Annotated in this window: 12 protein-coding genes; 3 read left to right on the top strand and 9 right to left on the bottom strand. The window is 54.1% G+C overall.

What is annotated here, in order from left to right; genetic code table 11:
* Positions 1-6 precede the first annotated feature (6 nt).
* The 8 genes from VGM48_RS23205 to VGM48_RS23170 form a co-directional block, all read right to left on the bottom strand.
* Positions 7-243, bottom strand: a complete 237-nt coding sequence (locus VGM48_RS23205) for a hypothetical protein (RefSeq protein WP_331583028.1) — start codon at positions 241-243, stop codon at positions 7-9.
* A gap of 11 nt (positions 244-254) precedes the next feature.
* On the bottom strand, positions 255-1,775 hold the full coding sequence (locus VGM48_RS23200) for a hypothetical protein (protein WP_331583026.1): 1,521 nt from the start codon (positions 1,773-1,775) through the stop codon (positions 255-257).
* 118 nt (positions 1,776-1,893) lie between these two features.
* The gene (locus tag VGM48_RS23195; RefSeq protein WP_331583024.1) at positions 1,894-2,751 is read right to left on the bottom strand and encodes a rhomboid family intramembrane serine protease; all 858 of its coding nucleotides are present in this window, start codon (positions 2,749-2,751) and stop codon (positions 1,894-1,896) included.
* A 157-nt stretch (positions 2,752-2,908) separates the two neighbouring features.
* The gene (locus VGM48_RS23190) at positions 2,909-4,756 is read right to left on the bottom strand and encodes a PQQ-binding-like beta-propeller repeat protein (RefSeq protein ID WP_331583022.1); all 1,848 of its coding nucleotides are present in this window, start codon (positions 4,754-4,756) and stop codon (positions 2,909-2,911) included.
* Between the two features lie 27 nt (positions 4,757-4,783).
* A complete protein-coding gene (locus tag VGM48_RS23185) occupies positions 4,784-6,436 on the bottom strand; it encodes a RagB/SusD family nutrient uptake outer membrane protein (RefSeq protein WP_331583020.1) in 1,653 nt (550 codons plus the stop codon).
* A gap of 21 nt (positions 6,437-6,457) precedes the next feature.
* On the bottom strand, positions 6,458-10,042 hold the full coding sequence (locus VGM48_RS23180; RefSeq protein WP_331583018.1) for a TonB-dependent receptor: 3,585 nt from the start codon (positions 10,040-10,042) through the stop codon (positions 6,458-6,460).
* 139 nt (positions 10,043-10,181) lie between these two features.
* Positions 10,182-11,180, bottom strand: a complete 999-nt coding sequence (locus VGM48_RS23175) for a FecR family protein (protein ID WP_331583016.1) — start codon at positions 11,178-11,180, stop codon at positions 10,182-10,184.
* A gap of 116 nt (positions 11,181-11,296) precedes the next feature.
* Positions 11,297-11,869, bottom strand: a complete 573-nt coding sequence (locus tag VGM48_RS23170; RefSeq protein WP_331583014.1) for an RNA polymerase sigma-70 factor — start codon at positions 11,867-11,869, stop codon at positions 11,297-11,299.
* A gap of 97 nt (positions 11,870-11,966) precedes the next feature.
* Between VGM48_RS23170 and VGM48_RS23165 the strand changes: the two genes are divergently transcribed.
* Positions 11,967-12,572, top strand: a complete 606-nt coding sequence (locus tag VGM48_RS23165; RefSeq protein WP_331583012.1) for an HAD family phosphatase — start codon at positions 11,967-11,969, stop codon at positions 12,570-12,572.
* Here VGM48_RS23165 and VGM48_RS23160 read toward each other — a convergent pair.
* Positions 12,569-15,115, bottom strand: coding sequence for a beta strand repeat-containing protein (locus tag VGM48_RS23160; protein WP_331583010.1), 2,547 nt, complete (start codon positions 15,113-15,115; stop codon positions 12,569-12,571). The two genes, VGM48_RS23165 and VGM48_RS23160, sit on opposite strands and share 4 nt — an antisense overlap.
* A 493-nt stretch (positions 15,116-15,608) precedes the next feature.
* Here VGM48_RS23160 and VGM48_RS23155 point away from each other — a divergent pair, with 493 nt between their 5' ends.
* Both VGM48_RS23155 and VGM48_RS23150 read left to right on the top strand, forming a co-directional pair.
* On the top strand, positions 15,609-16,985 hold the full coding sequence (locus VGM48_RS23155) for a sensor histidine kinase (protein WP_331583007.1): 1,377 nt from the start codon (positions 15,609-15,611) through the stop codon (positions 16,983-16,985).
* Complete coding sequence (locus VGM48_RS23150; RefSeq protein WP_331583005.1) at positions 16,982-17,371, top strand: response regulator; 390 nt, start codon at positions 16,982-16,984, stop codon at positions 17,369-17,371. Before VGM48_RS23155 ends, VGM48_RS23150 begins: the two co-directional genes overlap by 4 nt.
* Positions 17,372-17,384 lie beyond the last annotated feature (13 nt).

The following is a 17,384-nucleotide window of genomic DNA, read 5'->3' as shown; positions in this document are numbered from 1 at the left end:
CGGTTGCTACCCTTCATTTATCTCATGTGCAATGAAAAGCTCGTCGTTGAGCAGTCCCCGGGCACTGATGGTCTTCCCGACCATGGCTTTTAGCGTGGGATCATCGAATGGATTGCCGCCCAGCCGCCGCAGGTGGTAGGAATTGCCATCCGTTTCCAGGAAGACCGCGTCATGCTCCGACTTAGAGCCTTCCGCGAATTTCCTCATCACAACCCTTCCCTTCAATTCGACCATGTCTGCCATAAGCCATCGGTTTACCTGGAGAAATATACGTGATAGTCCAAAATTCCGGAATCGGTCTCTTTCACGAGGAGAAGCTTCGACGGCTTTATAGGTTTTTTTCCCTTTTCCGGTGTTTTCATCGTAAAGGTACGAAATACCACCTGGCTGGGGACCATTCCCTTAGGTAACCCCCGGGTGACTTCCGAATGCCGTTCGCGTGTGGCGCGGGCGATATAATGCTCTTCGGTGGAATCGAGCATGCCTTCCCGCTGGAGGATGGCCTTTATATCCTTACGGTGCCGGACGCTTTTTCCGACACCCACTTTCCTGGCCGGGATCACCGATTGCCGCAGGATAGCGCCTTTACTGAAAAGTTGCATCCGCCTGCTTTTGATCGTATCCGCGCCCGCCTCTACTTTCTTGCTGTCGACCGGATTTTCCACCAACTGCAGACTCGGGTCGCCAAGGAAATAGAATTGACAGATGGTCTTGAGGGCCACGGGGTCGAGATGCGGTCCGCTCTTGGTAAGATATTGCTGCCGGGCCTCCAGCAGCGAACGGCCGGTTGAGGCGCCTTTAAGCACGCTGGTAAAAAAATAGGAACAAACGAGATCGGCCTGGTCGTTCGAATCGGCGGGCCCGTAGGCGATCGTGCTGCTGCCCAGAAAGCCCAGGGCGCCGCTAACCAAATAATTATTGGCAATGCTAAGCTGGTCCCCTCCCCCGGCGCTCGCGGCATCGATCAGCTGTGCTCCATAACAACATTCCGCGGCAACCAACGTACCCTTACCGATCTTTCCGGCGAGGTCCCTGGTATTCATCGACTCGGGATAGCTGGTCCCCGACTGTCCATAATAAGCATAGGTCAGCTCCGCCCCATGGCAGTTGATAAAATGGGAAAGGGCTTTTAGATCGCCGCTCTTAGTAGCGGCGCTGTCGGTGGGGGCCACCAGTAAACTGGAGAAATTACCAAAGACGGACTGGAGGCTGAGACTGGTGGACTTGATCCAGGGCTTGGCGGTAATGCCGAAATAAGTGGAATAATCACTCGTCTTGCCCGGCTTGGATGCGATGGCAAGATCGATCAGGGTCTTGACATAGTCGACATCGCCTTTGCCCGGTACGTCCGGCAGCCGCCCGACGACGCGGGTGGGCCCGGTGAAATCCTTTGCCTGGGTACTATAAGACGTGTCACAGGCATAGGGGAGATCGGAGGGTACGATCTTATCATCGTCGGAAGCCGGATTTACGATGGATTGGAACGGAACGATATCCTGCGCTCCGAACAAGACGATATAATCAGGCTTCCATTTGGCATAAAGCGCATCGACGGCATTCTTACAGTCCTTCTCCTTCGTCGATGGGTATACGGAGATACCCGCTTTCTTTGCTGAAGCCGGATCGTCGATATAAACCACCCGGGTAGTCAGTTTTTTCTTTTTATCGGCGGCTGCCAATTTTTTAAGCAGCGCATCGACTTTTTTGAAATTTGCCGCGCCATATTTCAGCACGAGCGGATTCTTGCAGCTGATGATCAGTTTGATGGTTGGCATAATTCATAGATTTCAACAAAGTTTACGAATTTCAGGCCGATTTGTATACCGTAGAAACACGGTATTTTCCGGACGGTGCCGATCGAGCCGATACGGGTGGGTAAGGTTGGCAGCGGGCTTATAATCGGTCGATATCCCCTCTTTTCGAATACGCCTCCAGCGTATCCTTTTCTTTTTTACTCAGGCTGCCAATCCCCCGCCTGCTGATCTTTTCGAGAATCCGGTCCACCTCCTGTTGCTGGTCGGCCCGCTCGGCATTGTACCGGTGATCGATGGAATAGTAATCCTTATGCGTCTTATAGAACAGGTTATCGACGAACAACAGGGCAGGCCGCGTGACGATGAGATAGATAAAAACAAGACAGGGGATGAGGATGATCAGGATGGTGGGGAGATTGGCCAGGAAGGTCGAGGGGCGCATCACGAGCGCGAGGAGCATGCCTACCAGTCCGCCGCCGAGGTGCGCATCGTGGCCGATATTGTTCTTCTGCGAGCGGATCGCGTAGATGCTGATCAAAACATAGAGCAGGGCATAGACCCAGCTCGGGACGGAGACGGGCAGCGGAAACAGGCTGATGTTCATGCCCGGGAACAACGCCACCGAGGCGAACATGACCCCGCAAACGGCGCCCGAAGCGCCGACGGAACTGTAATCCCCATGGTTCCGATGGATGAACAGGGAGAACAAACCCCCGCCGACCAGGCTTGCAAAATAGATCAGCAGGAATGAGATACTGCCCAGCGCCATTTCGACAAGCCCGCTAAAGGAATAGAGGCTGAGCATATTGAAAAGAAGGTGGCCCCAACCCACGTGCAGGAACCCCGATGTGATCAGCCGCTTGTAATCCTTATGGAGCAAGAGCTTGTCCACTTCGAACTTATAGCCGTCAAAGAAGAGGCTATTGGTAAAACCCTTATAGGAGACGAGGATATTCGTCACGATAAGGAGCAGGATGACAAATCCGGTAAAAGGCATACGAGTGCTGGCAGGTTTTGACCCGAAATATAAAGAATCTCTTCCACAAAAAAAGGGGCGGCCGAAACCGCCCCTTCACATCGTTCGCAATAAACCAGTGCGAACCACAGGTTCGCAGGCCGAAGGCACATTATCAGCCGTGAGCCGAGCCGGTTCACTATTTAACGTAGATACATGTCAACTTCCCATCCATCGTGCTGATCACGTATTCTTTATCGCCTATCGGCAGGATCCCGTTGACCATGCAGTTGGAGGCTTTGTATCGCCATAATAATTGTCCTTCTTTTCTCGCCAACGCCCAGACGGTCCCGGAATGCGTCGGCACCAGCACTACGCCGTCCTTTTCCAGCAGTGCCGTGGGCGCCAGCTCATAGCCCAGGTCGACGGGCGACCGCCAATCGATCTGCAATGCCGGCGCGGTGGTCGACACCCCGATGACAACTCCATCCATCGTCTTTACATACACCAGCGCGCTGTCGGCCGATAATCCCATGGACTCCCGGACCTTTAGCTTTGGCGCCCGCGACCGCCAGATCACCTGGCCTGTTGCCGCGTCGAAGGCCGTCATCACCTGGTCGGGCGCCACGATAAACAGCCGGCCGCCCGTCGCTACGGGCCAGCAGGCGGCGGGGGAATGCATCCGGCTCGTCGCGCCGTTATTCCACTTCCACACCAGCCGGCCGGTAGTCTTATCCAGTGCGTAGAGATCATACCCCCAGCAACCGAAATAGATATTTCCGCCATAGATCAGGGGCTTGTCCACCACAAATCCGCGAACCTGGTCGAAGTCCCAAAGCAATTTGCCCGTAGCGAGTTCCAGTGCCCTGAAATGACCGTCGCTTCCGCCGATGTATACCTTGCCCCCGTCGATCACCGGCGCCGCCACATCCGGCTTCGAAGTTTCGAACTTCCACACCAGCTTTCCGTCTTTCAAGCAATAAATATACTTGTCCGTCGACGCCGCTACAATGAACCCATCGGCAACGGCCGGCGTGGAATATACCTTTCCACCCGTCCGGTAACCCCATACCTTCTTGCCGGTCTTTCGATCCAGGGCGAAGATCCAACCGTCGGTGTCCGTGCCGATCACCCATTTCTTCCACACCACATTTCCGGTGCCGATATCACTCTTCGCCTGATACTCCCATCGCCGGGATACCTGTGGATAGAGGCCGTTCACCGCAAACGAAGGCCGGTAGTAGTGAGTCGTGTCGGAAGAAAAATGATGATCGAAAAGCCGGGCCGAAGCCCAAACAGACCCTATCGGCAAACCCGGGTGCTTCAATCGATAAAACACACTGTCCCCCGTGATCGTAACGATATTATACCCGCCGATCGAATCCTTTGCCCGTAAATTGGAGCGACCCATGATACCGGGGATCCCCTCGAAATTCAACAGGTGGTTACTATGGCCGTGACCGCAAAGGATAAGCTGGACATTGTGCTGCTTCAGCAGGTCGATGGCCTCATACCAGTTATTTTGTGAGGAGTCTTGCGGATAATGGTTCAGATAGATGACCGGCATATCCGGCCGGGGCAGATGTCTCAAAAGAGAATCCAGCCATACGATATTCTCATGAGGGACCTGTCCCGGGCCCATCCGCATATTGGGGCCGCAGGCCGTGCCGGCAAAGAGAAATCCGCCGTACTGGAACGTCGTCGTCTCCGACCCGAACACGGTGCGAAACGTATTAGCACCGCTCTCGCTCCAGTTGGCATCGTGGTTGCCGGGGATGATATACCAGGGTTTGTTCAGGCTGTCGAGAATGGCTTTGGCTTCCCGCAGTTCCGTATCGGCGCCAAACTCGGTGATATCGCCCGTTATGATGACGAACTTCAGATCGGGGTCGGCGTTGATATCCCGGACGGTGTTTCGCAGGTCGTCTACCGCGGTTGGGGCGCTGCCGATATGGGTGTCGGAAACATGGGCAAACTGAAAAGGACGTTGCGCGGAAGCTCCTATCATCAGCCCGCAGGCTATAAAAAACAAGAAAAGATGTCGCATAATTCTATTTTAAAGATAGGGTTTTTTCTACCATCCCGGATTCTGCATCGCTTGTTGAATGCCGGTCGGGTATAACAGGATCTGACTGGTCGGGATCGCCGACAGATAGTTTTTCGGATCTGTGAAGGTCCGGACCGACCCAGCCGCATAAGGAATGATGTATCCATTGGCATCCAGATGGACCGTATTGTTGGGCGTGACCCTGGCCCCCAGGAAGCTGTTGGGATTCTTTTGGCTGTCCATATAAACGCCCTTCTTCCAGCGCATGATATCCTGGAACCGGAATCCGTCCATCATCAGTTCGACTCTTCTTTCGCGGCGGATCTCCCAGATCAGCGGCGTTACATCGGCATCTTTGGCGGGATCGGCAAACCCGACGGTCTGCGGTCCGGTCAGCGTCAGCGCTTTTATGCCTGCGCGCTGCCGCAGCTTGTTGATCGACTGATCGAGATCGGCCTGTACAATGGTATACTTGCCAAGCTGATCCAGCTCCGCACAGGCTTCCGCATAGTTGAGATACACTTCGGCAAGCCAGAAGATGGGCGCATCGGTCGTGTTGTTCGGAGATTGCTGGACGTCGGCCGGCTGCAGGAATTTGGAAGGCCGGTAGCCCGAACTCGAAGTAAGACCCGACACCAGCGAGCCCGCATAACAATAGAAGGTATCGATAGTTTCCAGAAGCCGCTTATCCCGGTTCGTCCGCAGAGCCTGGATCGTAGCATCCCCCTTGTACAGCGGCGACAGTTGGATCGGCAGTCCATCCGAGCAGACATAGCTGTCGACGGCGCTTTTACTCGGCCCGTTCATCAGCGTAGTGCTGTTCGTATAACCGATGACCGAATGGGTGAGGAAACCTGCCAGATACTGTTTGTAGAGGATCATCTCCTTGTCGGAAGACAGGTCGAGACTGCTATAGGAGGTCCGGTAATCCGCTGCAAGGGAATAGGTGCCCGTCGCCATGAGCTGGGCGGCCGCATCCTTTGCCTGCTGAAGATAGAGATCGGCATTGGGCAGGTTCAGCTCCGGATGATATTTCCGGTAGGTTCCTTCAAAGAGGCAGATGCGGGATTTCAAGGCGAGCGCCACGTTTTGGTTGACGGTATTGGGCAGATCGACGACGCGTAAATTCGCCACGGCGTAGTTGATGTCCGCAAGCACGCTGTCCATCACCAGCTGATGGGAATCCCGGGGCTTGTAGATCTGGGTGGAATCGCTGATGTCCAGGGGGGAGTTGAAAAAAGGCACCCCGCCGAATTCCTGTACCAGTTTGAAGTACTGGAAGGCGCGGAAGAAATGCGCGATCCCCTTCCAGTGACGTTTTGCCGTCGAGTCCATATCCACTCCATCGACGCGTTGCAGCATGATATTGGCTTTGCGGATCATGCTGAAGTTCCAGTCGCCATTGGAAGCCGCCGTGGTGACGGGGAATTGCGAAAAGCTGGAAGAGACCTGGTCATCGGTGAACGCCGTGAAATAAAAGTCACCGGTGCCGGTGCCGTTCCCAAAACCCGGGAACAGGTTGTAGAACTCCCAGTTATAGGTGCGGACGCTGTTCTCGTCACGCCAGTAGGACGGATCCACTTCCGTATCGGGATTGGTCTTGTCGAGGTATTTTGTACAGGCCGGCAAGAGGAGGACAGCGAGCGGGAAAAGCAGCCGGTATATGTTCTTACTGATCATTGTCAATTTTTTTTTAGTGAATTAGAAGGTCAACTGCGTCCCAAAAGAATAGGTCCTGGAGAAAGGAAAGGTCCGGCCCGTGGAGCTGCTTTCTCCATCCGTGATCTCCGGATCGATGGGCGCGCCGACATGCGAAACGGTCAGCAGGTTCTCGCCGCTGACATAGAACCGCAGCTTGTGGATCCCTTTGCGGGCCAGCCAGGCAGCGGGGAGGGTATAGCCTGCCGTGAGGTTCTTCAGTCGGGCGTAGGCCAGATGCAACAGATATTTTGTCTGGGGATAGTAGTTGCCGCTCCCCTGAGAGATCCCTGCGATCGCCCCGGTGTTGTTATTGGCATAGGGCCGGGCAAAGCGCGCATTGGGATTCGTGGGCGTCCAGTAATCCAACTGGTTGGCATAGAGGATATCCGTGCCCTGGTACAACGGGATAACGATATTGCCGGCTCCCCAAAATTTCCGCTCCCCTACGCCCTGGATGAACACATCGATATCGAATCCTTTATACGAGGCGCCAAACCGGGCGTTGAACTGATAGCGTGGCTGGGTATTGCCGATGACTTTCAGGTCACCGTGATTGCCAAGCGTCATATTGCCGCCGTCGATCTTGCCGTCATGGTTCCGATCCTTGTACTTGATGTCGCCGGGGCCATATTTGAAGTTCCCGCTTTGCAGCGCGAGCTGCGAAGGAGACTTGGCCACATCGTCGTTGGAGGTAAAGTAACGGTCCGTCTCGAAACCCCAGATCTCGCCGTAGGTCTTGCCTTTGTAGTTGATCCCGGAGGCATTCGAAATGGACAGGTTGGGATTGCTCCACTTGGTGAACACCGTCTTGCCATCCGAGAGATTCAGGTTGCCGTAGACCGTAAGGTCTTTTGAGAGTGCATAGTTGGCGTCGATGCCGATCTCATATCCCCTTGTCCGGAAATTCCCGGCGTTGATGTATGGCCCGGATACTCCGAACGTGGAAGGGACAGAGGTAGGTTGTACCATTCCGATGGTATTCCGTTCGAACCAATCGACCGTCAGGCCAATATGGTTGTGAAAGAAACGGGCATCCGTACCGAAGTCCAGCGTTTTCACCCTTTCCCATTTGAGCGAACCGGCCACAGCTGTCGGCTGAGTCACCGTCTGAACGCTGTTGCCGCCATTCAGCCAGTTAGGCGTCGAACCGTTGAGCACCGGCAGGAACAGACTCCGCGAGCCAAGGTCCTGGTTGCCGATCTGTCCATAGGAGACCCGGAATTTCAAATCCGACAAAACAGGCTGCAGGGCCTGCATGAATTCTTCCTGGCTGATGCGGTAACCTGCCGATGCGGAAGGAAAGAAGGCCCAGCGGTTCTCGACGGGGAACGTGGAGGAGCCATCATAGCGACCGTTGAGTTCGACAAGGAACTTGCCTTTGTAATCATAGTTCACCCGCGCGAAATAACCTGCGTAGGCATTCTTGCCGTGACCGTTGGGGCTAAACGAAGGATTGGTAACGGGGGAACCCGGGGAGGTCAGATTATCGGCGCCTGCCGTCTGGGTACCCGTGGCGAGGCCGAGTTCACCCTGCGAAGGGTCCAGCAGTCCCTGACGGGCGGCCTTGAAATTGATATTCTCGTTGTTGTCCACGTTGACCCCTGCGATCAGTTTGAAGTGATTTCCGGGGAGCGGGGTAAACTGCCAGGTCGCATATGCGTTGAGCGTGTTGACGAGATAACGCCCCGCATAGTAGTTGGTGACATTCTGTGACGCCGAGGCGATATTCGTAAGGGGAAGCTGACCGGCCGTCCAGAAATCCCATGCGTTGACGGGTCCGCCGGTCTCATGACGGATGGCATTGTCGCGGCCGATGGTATAATCGGCGCGGACATTCAGGTTCTTCAGGATCTTGATGGTTGCACCCAGGTCGATCCGTGTATATTCGTCGGTAAGCGTGCTCTTGCTGGCCTGGCTCAGATAGGCGCCGTTCCCCCGGAAATAGTTACCCTGGTACGTGCCCAGCGGGAAATAAGAACCCCAACGCCAGAAATAGTACCAGTAGTTTTGGTATTGATAGGGATAATCGTATTCGTAATTACGGAAGGTCGTCTTGGCGCTAAGGTCGAGCCAGTTGTTCACGGAGAGGTTCACACCGCCGGTAAGATTGTATTTCTTTACGCCATCGGGGTTCATTTTCCAGATCCCCTGGTCATCGCTATATCCGCCGGAGACATAGTAGTTGGCTTTTTCCGTTCCACCCTGAACATTGATATTATGCTGCTGGGAGAAGGTGTATTTGTTCAGCATCAGCTTCTTCGGATCCCATACCTTATAGAAATAGGAAATGTGGCTCACCGGGTCGATATCCCAGTCTTCGCCCTTGATCATCTCCAGACCCGTATTTGTCCTGGCATAGTTCTTTTCCCAGTTGACGACCCCGGCCTGGATCTTTTCCAGTTCCATTCCAAACAATTGGGGCGTGGTCGTGGCGCTGGCGCGACGGCCGGCGGAGTCCAGGGCGATCAGCTCCTTGGCAGGATCGGCAAAGTCGGGGAGGACGGTCGGCGTGCTCCAGCTGAAGTTATCGTTGTAGGACACCCGTACCGGTTGATTGCGACGCCCCATCTTGGTCTTGATCAGAATGACGCCGAAGGCGGCGCGGGTCCCATAGATAGAGGCGGAGGCCGCATCTTTCAGCACAGAGATGCTCTCGATATCCGCGGGATTCAGCACCGTCAGATCATCCGCCTCCACGTTGTCCACCAGGATCAGCGGGCGGCTGGTACCATTGACCGATCCGATGCCCCGGATCTTGATATCCGGATTGGCGGTGAGTCCGCCGTTACCATACTGAATGGTCAGACCGGGCACGACACCCTGCAGGCCCTTGGCGGGATCGTTGAGGGGTTTGCTTTCGAACGTGTGGCTGACATCCACGGTGGATACGGCTCCGGTGAGATCGGCTTTCTTCTGCGTGCCATAGCCGACCACGACTACGTCGTTCAGACTGGAAGCCTCGGGCTCCAGGATGATAGTGAGATCACCGGACCCGGCCGACGGCTTCAGGGAATAGGTTTTGTAGCCCACCGCGCTGAAGTTGAGGGTTTGACCGGCACGCAACATTGTCGTAAACCTCCCGTCCGGGCCTGTCGTGACGCCCTTGTTCGTCCCCCGGATCACCACCGAGACACCGGTCATGGGCTCGCCGGCCTTGTTCACCACTTTACCGTGGATCACGGTATCGGCCATCACCACGTTCTCATTCCATTGCCGGCCGGGCCGCGTGCCGGCAGCCTTTTTATAGATCAGGATACTATTACCCATTTGTCTGAAAGTCAGATCGGTGTTCTCGAGCAGCAGATCCATCGTTGTGCTGAGACTACGGAATCCCTGAGGGATGTTCAGCTTTTTGTAGGTTGCCACCTGTCCCGGTTGGAAGGCGAAAAGAAACTCCGTCCGGCTTTCGATCTTTTTAAATGCCGCCGCAAGGCTTTCATTTTTCAGCCCCAGCGTCAGCTGTGTCTTATCCATGTTTTGCCCGCTGCTGGGCAGGGCAAAGAGAAGCTGGATATTTAATGTAAAGAAAATAATGTAGTAGAGACCTGTCCGCATAAGAAAGACGAGGTTACGTTTTAATATCATACCTTGTAATTGTTTTTAATAGTTTCACCATTATTAAAAGCTCACCGACCATCCGGGGTCCAGCCGGGTGGTCTTTTTTGTCCGTGTAGTAGTTGTAATTGGGGTTACATAAATAGTTGTTTTGATTGGGGGGTGATTATTAATTGCATCCTTTTCCGTTGATAATGATCTGATCGTTGGGTTGCGCGGTATAGCTCCCTTCCACGACGGCACACACGACAGTCAACACCTGCTCCAGGGATTCATGGGCCAGAAAGCTGGCGCTGATATGACAGTCCTTCAGGGCATCATTTGCCAATACGACGTTGACATGATATTTATGTCCGATCAGCCGCGCCGCCTCTGCGAGGCTGATCGAGTCGAGCACGAGGTAATCCTTTTTCCAGGCTACGATCGAATCGGCATCGACCGTTTGATTGATAAACGCACTCGAATGGGCGTCCACGGCTATCTGCTCGTTGCTGCTGATGACCCCATAGGTCCTCTGCGGATCGCTGACGCGCACCTTGCCCCTTGTAACGGTAACCACTACTTCCGATCGCGCCGGCCACGCGCAGACGTTGAAGGCCGTTCCCAACACCGTTGTGTTCACGGCTTTGGCATGAACGACAAATGGCCGGCCATCATCGGGATGAATATCGAAGTATCCCTCTCCGGTCAGGGTCACTTCGCGGGTCCGGGTGTTATAGGCAGCACCAATGGTCAGCTGACTGCCGCCGCGCAACAGGACCGTGCTGCCATCGGGCAGATGGATGAATTTCCCTCTGTCTGTATCTGCGGGAACGGCCGGCGTCGGGGTTTCCGTCTTCGCCAGCGGGGTCTTTCGCGGCGCCGAAGACCATAGGAGCCATCCTGCTACGGCCACCAATACCAGTGCCGCGGCTGCCGGTAACATTACCCGATACCTGTTAAAGGGTTTTGCGTTCGGGATCAGCTTGTCCGTCTTCTCCTCGGTGGAAAAGATCTTGTACAATAGACGATGCGCCGGCTCCAGGGACATATCCCGGTCGGCCCGGCCCTCCAGGAGGGCGTCGTCGATCCGTTGTTTCAAGAGTTTGTCGTACAGCCCGCTTTTGATCATCTGGAGCAGCTGCTGTACTTCTTCGGAGGTGGCGTTATTCGTCAGATGTTTTTCCAACAATACCGCAAACTTGTTTTCATCTCTATGCATTGCAATAAAGACGATCGTCCCAGGGGCAGGGAGTAGTGGGGGAGAAAAATTTTTAATTATTCGATCAGCGGGCGGAAAGATGGCTAAAGGAAAAATGCGGAGAGATGTTGCCGCAGATATTTTCGGATGGATTTCAGGGCCTCGGCCATATGTTTCTTAACGGTAAGCCGCGACAATTGCAGTTGGCCCGCGATAGCTTCCTGGCTCAGGCCCTGCATCTTTGCCAGTCGGTAAACTTCTTTTTGCCTTTGTGGCAGAAGGTCGACGGCCTGGCGTAACAGTTGAAGACATTGGTCCTGCCGGAGGCGGTGATCGGAGTCATCCACGGATTCGGAGGAGAGCGGCCATTTTTTTTGAGCGGCCGTCTCATAGGAGAGCGCCTTCAAGCGGTCGAATATCAGGTTGCGGGCGAGGATGAAAAGATAATTTTCGGTGTTCTGGATCTCTTGCAGGTCCTGTCGCTTCAGCCATATCTTCATAAACACGTCCTGTACGATCTCTTCGGCCAGCACCGGTGATTTCAGGAAATGCCAGGCCACGCTATACACCTTCCCCCGATAGTGATCGAACAACTGCGTGAAGGCATATTCGCTGCCTTCTGCCAACAGCTGCCAGGTTTGTTTTATTGCTACTTGCTCATCAGGGGGCACAGGCATACTAATCACGTTGAGACGGCAAAAGTAAAACAATCGACCTCCCCTTCGCCCCGATCCGGTTTGTTAACAGACAATTAATGTATGTTATCTTTGATGGATGGAAGACTCGAAACTGGAGATCCTCACGCGGATAAGCGCGGGATTTAAAGCGTATCTCTATGACTGCGACGGCACGCTGGCCGACAACATGGCCGCACACAAAGAAACCTACCTGCAGGTGGCCGCAGCAAAAGGCCGGACGATCGACGGCGGGATCATCGACGAACTGGCTGGCTGGCCGGTGCTGAAGGTGATCGAAGAAATAAACCACCGCCACGGAACGGACTTCGACCCAAACGAATTCAAGGCGCTGAAATACCGGCTCTTCATGGAACAGTATATCGATCATACCTTGCCTGTAGAGCACGTTGTCGCACATCTGAAAGCGAATGCAAAAAAGAAAAGGATCGGCGTCGTTTCCGGCAGCGGCCGGGAAGCGGTGGAGAAGACACTTGATGTCCTCGGGATCGCCCCACTCATCGAGGTGACCGTCTGCGCCGGCGAAACGGAACGGGGCAAGCCCTATCCCGATCCATTCCTGAAAGCGGCTAAACTGCTGGGCGTCGAACCCGCCGACTGTCTCGTCTTTGAAGACGGTGAAGCCGGCGTCCGGGCCGCGGAAGCAGCCGGGATGAAATGGGTACGCATCGACCAGTTGGTCTAGTGCACCACCATCTCCTGCGTTATTTGCAAAAGGGTGTTGCCGTCCATCACTTCTACAAAGTACACCCCGGCAGGATAACTGCCCGTATTCAGCGTGACATTACCACCGCCTGATCCGTCGATTACCTTGGATTGAAGCACCGTCCCCGTCATATTGACAAGCCGGATCGAAAGGCGGCGGCTCGTAGCCCCGGCGCTGATGGTAATAGTCGTGTTGGCTGGATTGGGATAGACATTCACCTGGGCCAGAGCGGCGAACGCCACCGTTCTCACCGGTGAATAAAAGGAAACTCCATCTGCACTTTCAACCAGCAGCCGGTAATAATCCTGACCGGTTACGGGCGAAACATCCGTAAAGGAATAGCTGTTCTCTTCGGAAGACCCGCCCGGTACCACGCCGATATTCGTCCAGTGGGAACCATCGACATTCTTCTCAACCGTGAAAGAGACTACGGGAATATCTGAGTTGATGGACCAGGACAGATCAGCCGTCCTGCCTTTTGGTATGGCTTTGAAATCGGTCAGCAGCACGGGCAATGCAATCGGTGTCCCGATAATGCTGAACTGGCCAAAACTGCCGAAGCTGGTACTCGCGGATTTTGTGGCGACATTACCGCTGCCGCTGGTGGTCTGCCAGGTTCCGCCTGAGTATTGGGTAATGCCGATATTGGTGCCGAACTGTTGAAAAGAACCTCCTTCCAGTGCGGTACCCGTCGAAGCCCAGTTGAGACCGAGTGTGGCATTGCCGGATCCGGCAGTGCGGCTGACATTCCACGTCGCGTGGGCCATCAGGTCCAGCAGGCCCGAACTTACTGAAGAACCGGTTGACAGCGCATTCTGCGTCACCCCCTGATAGACGGAGGTGGAATAGGCCGTATTGCCATTGTTGCCGGGATTGATGTTCACCGGCAGATAGTAGCTGGAATTGCCGATCGGGAAAAGCGTCGACGTATTTTTAGGAAGGCCTTTGATGGCGAGATAGCCGGTTTGGGTCATGCCGTCACCGGTAATTATATAACTGGTGGTAGAAGCGCCGGTGATCGCGTTGGAGCCCGTGCTGATGGTCAAAGGATGGGTCGAGGCGTCCAACAGGCCGCTGGAAAAACTTAGTTGATCGCTTACCGTGGTGGGCAGACCCAATAATACATTTCCCCCCGTATTCGCTATTTGCAGATCATAAAAGGTCTGGCTGGATAACGCCGAAGAGGTGATGGCCTGCTGTGTCGCCCCGGAAAATTTCACGGTATTGGTGCCGGGATCAAAACTCCCCTCGATGTCAAAGGCAGTGCCGGCATTGCTACCGGTGATATTCAGGACTGGGATCTGAGATGCGTCGAAGGTGGTTTTCGAGTTTGTGCTGATGCTCAGGGCATTGACATTGCCGGGAGTGAGTGGCCCCACCGTCTTGACTACATTTGTCGCCGAAGTGATATTTGGATAATTGGTCGTGGCGTGCGGTTCCAGCGCGAAAAAATTGGTATTGTTCTGAGTGCTGGAATTCCCGAACTGTACCGTACCGCCGGTAACAGAGTATAGATTCGAGGCCACATTTGCACCGCCCATGTCGAAGTCGGGTTGGGTTGCCGTGCCCGGCTCCTGTACGATGATGAGTCCTCCCGACATGAATGTTTGCCCATTTGTTTCGTCCTGCAGCTGGAAGGTGGCATTGTCGGAAGATCCGTTTGCGGCAACCGTCATTGTGCCGCCCGTCATGTGAAAATCGACATAATCGTTATTGTCTTTGGGATTGAAACCGGCCCCCACCGTCAGCGTTCCGCCGGTAATATAAAGCTGCGGCGATCCGCCGACTGCGGTATATTGAAAGTCCTCACCCGAATTGGTGTTCTGTCCGGTCTGGACATTCACCGTTCCGCCGTTGATAAACAGCTCACCCGATAGCTTCACATTCCCCGTGGTTCCCCCTGTGGCCAGATTCATCGTGCCTGCGTCGGATTCGATGACGACGCCGAAGGGAATGTTAAGGGCAGTGGACGAGCCGCTGTTATAGGCATTGTTGAGTGTCGCAGTGTTATCCATCTTCCAGGTTCCCCGGGTAAAAGTGAAATAGTATTTGGCGCCCGTGTTGATCCCAGCGATGAACTTGGTATCCTGGACATCGAGCACCGTGCCGGCCGCGCCCATATTCATTACGACAGTGCCGGCAATGGAATAGGTACCGCCCCCGGTGATCGTCGCATTCGCGGCGCTGTTAAACGTCAGTGTAGTATTGGCGACAGCAGAAAGGGTGCCGGCGTTGGACAATGAACCGGCGATGCTCAAACTGCGATTGCTGGAGATCGAAATTCTGCCGCCCGAATTGATGGTTAGACTTGCGCAGACGGCCGCCGTATTGACGGTTACTGTAAAGCCATTGGGAACTGTAATATTATCCGCTGCCGTCGGCACTCGATTGGCGGACCAGGTATTGGTGCTATTCCAGTTGCCGGTTCTAATAGCAGAGATATTTGCGGCCAGGGTAGAAAACGTATTGGCAAATAAAGACAACGTCACTACCAATACACGGTAGGTGCAATTAGTTGACATGGATTCGGTCAGATTTTAAGGGTCTTTAAAAGAAAACAATAACGGGATGCACTTAGTGCTATTGCTTTTTTTTCATAATCGGACCCCGGGGTGGAAGACCCTGGGGTGGAAGACCCCGGGGTTATTCTGCAGAAGAAAGATCGCCGGATCTTTTTCATGAAGCAACATTCTTTTCTTGATTATCGGTTGGTGGTATACGTTAGTTATATCCATGTTGCATAGATCGGCGATTTCTGACCAACGATGTTGGTTCTCCAGGGTTCTCCCGGAACCGGATGGTTTATGCCGTCCATAATGTTGGTGGCATGGTTGCCGGAGATGGAAGCCCAAATAAACAATACCCTTAGTGGCAAACAATATCAATTTCTCTAATTCGTTATTAATTAGTTGATTCAGCCCCAGTGAATTAGTACCCATGATCCCTGTCCGTGCAAACAACCGCCCCGACAACCGGTCATCCCTACAAGATGCTGATTGTAAACCGTTTCTGGCGGTGGCTGACCATATTGCCGGCATCCCGGGAGCCTTTATCGCCCCGGCGGGGACCGATCCTGGAAATTCTTTTTGCTTCCCCCTGGAACTTTCTCCCCATTGCTACGGACAACTCTGCATTCCGGCTGGTTTGCCGGATGGGCTTCGGCCGGATCAACGTAAGGCGTTGGAAGAACTGGCTTCGGGTATCGCCCGGATGTTCGCGGCAAAAAAGCAGTTCGCCACTCATAATGGTAACCAGGCCGCGCTAACGGCAGAAGCCCAGGATAAGCTTGACAGGCAACGCGAGTTTTACGAGAACATCCTGAATAAATTGCCTACGGATATCGCCGTTTTCGACGCGAATCACCGCTACCTTTTCGTCAACCCCGGAGCGATCAGCAACGAAGAATACCGCAAATTTATCATCGGTAAGGATGACTATGAATATGTCGCCTATCGCAACCGGGACATTTCCATTGCCGACTCCCGGCGGGCAAAATTTCTCGAGGCCAGGGAAGCGGGTAAGGAGATCCGCTGGGAAGAGACCATGATCGATCCGTCGGGAAATCAGCTGACCCATCTCCGGCGGATGTTTCCCGTATATGATGAGAACGGGGAATTTTCGATGGTCATAGGATTCGGAATGGAGATCTCCGATCGTAAGGCCCTGGAAGAAAAACAGGCCCGGCTGGTGCGTCAGCTTTCGACGCAGAACACCCAGCTCATTGATTTTTGCAATATCGTCTCGCATAACCTTCGGGCGCCCCTGGTCAATATTTCAATGTTAGTGGATATTCTCGGCACCAGCGACGACCTTGATGAACATAAGCTGCTTACTTCAAAGCTTCGCCCCGTACTTGATAACCTTCACTCCACGTTCAATGAATTGGTGGAGTCGATACAGATCCGGCAAAATCCCGAGATCCGGTCGGAAAAACTGTCGGTGCAGGAAGGTCTGCAGCGGACGACGGAAAGCCTGCAGACGGAGATCCATCGGCTGGAAGCGGAGATAGAAGCGGACTTCGCATCGGCGCCGGTCATCAACTTCCCGCCCCAGTATCTCAGAAGTATTTTGCTCAATCTGATCTCCAATGCCCTCAAATATCATTGTCCCGGCCGGCCGCCACGCATCCGCGTGACTACCCGCAGGGAGAAGGACAAGATCGTTCTTGCCGTTGCGGATAATGGGCTGGGTGTCGATCTGGTCAAGCATCGGGATAGTTTTTTCAAGATCGGCAAGGTCTTTCACCGGCATCCCGACGCAAAGGGGTTTGGACTTTTCATGACGAAAACGCAGGTGGAGGCAATGGGGGGCAGGATCTGGGTCGAAAGCGAGCCGCAGATCGGAACCACCTTTTATATTGAATTTATCAATCAGCAAAATTGTTTGCCGTGAAAAATATTTACTTCATAGACGATGATCCCGTATTCATCTATCTCACGAGAAGGATGATGTCCTCTTCGCGGACGGGGTTCGATGCGAAGGAATTCACGGATGGTGAACTGGCCATCGACCACCTGCGGAAGATCAGTGACCAACCCGATCTGCTGCCCGACATCATTTTCCTTGACCTGAGCATGCCGGTTATGGACGGCTGGGAGTTCCTGGAAGAATACAGCCAGTTGCGCTGCAGTCTTAGCAAGAACATCTCCCTGTTTATCGTTTCGTCGTCCATTTCCCCGGAAGAGGTTGAGCGTTCGAAGACCTATGCCGCCGTCACCGACTTTCTGATCAAGCCGCTTCGGGCGGGCAAGATCGAGGAGTTGCTGGCGGCGAAATGATCCGACATACCCT

Origin of the sequence: Puia sp. (assembly GCF_036500295.1) — a bacterium.
Taxonomy (GTDB): domain Bacteria; phylum Bacteroidota; class Bacteroidia; order Chitinophagales; family Chitinophagaceae; genus Puia.
This window is presented reverse-complemented; position numbering and strand designations above follow the sequence as displayed.

Excerpts from the sequence above, each read along its gene's own strand:
- VGM48_RS23170 (WP_331583014.1), bottom strand. The coding sequence starts at position 11,869 with ATGCCTGTGCCCCCTGATGAGCAAGTAGCAATAAAACAAACCTGGCAG.
- VGM48_RS23165 (WP_331583012.1), top strand. The coding sequence starts at position 11,967 with ATGGAAGACTCGAAACTGGAGATCCTCACGCGGATAAGCGCGGGATTT.
- VGM48_RS23190 (WP_331583022.1), bottom strand. The coding sequence starts at position 4,756 with ATGCGACATCTTTTCTTGTTTTTTATAGCCTGCGGGCTGATGATAGGA.
- VGM48_RS23185 (WP_331583020.1), bottom strand. The coding sequence starts at position 6,436 with ATGATCAGTAAGAACATATACCGGCTGCTTTTCCCGCTCGCTGTCCTC.
- VGM48_RS23200 (WP_331583026.1), bottom strand. The coding sequence starts at position 1,775 with ATGCCAACCATCAAACTGATCATCAGCTGCAAGAATCCGCTCGTGCTG.
- VGM48_RS23205 (WP_331583028.1), bottom strand. The coding sequence starts at position 243 with ATGGCAGACATGGTCGAATTGAAGGGAAGGGTTGTGATGAGGAAATTC.
- VGM48_RS23180 (WP_331583018.1), bottom strand. The coding sequence starts at position 10,042 with ATGATATTAAAACGTAACCTCGTCTTTCTTATGCGGACAGGTCTCTAC.
- VGM48_RS23195 (WP_331583024.1), bottom strand. The coding sequence starts at position 2,751 with ATGCCTTTTACCGGATTTGTCATCCTGCTCCTTATCGTGACGAATATC.
- VGM48_RS23160 (WP_331583010.1), bottom strand. The coding sequence starts at position 15,115 with ATGTCAACTAATTGCACCTACCGTGTATTGGTAGTGACGTTGTCTTTA.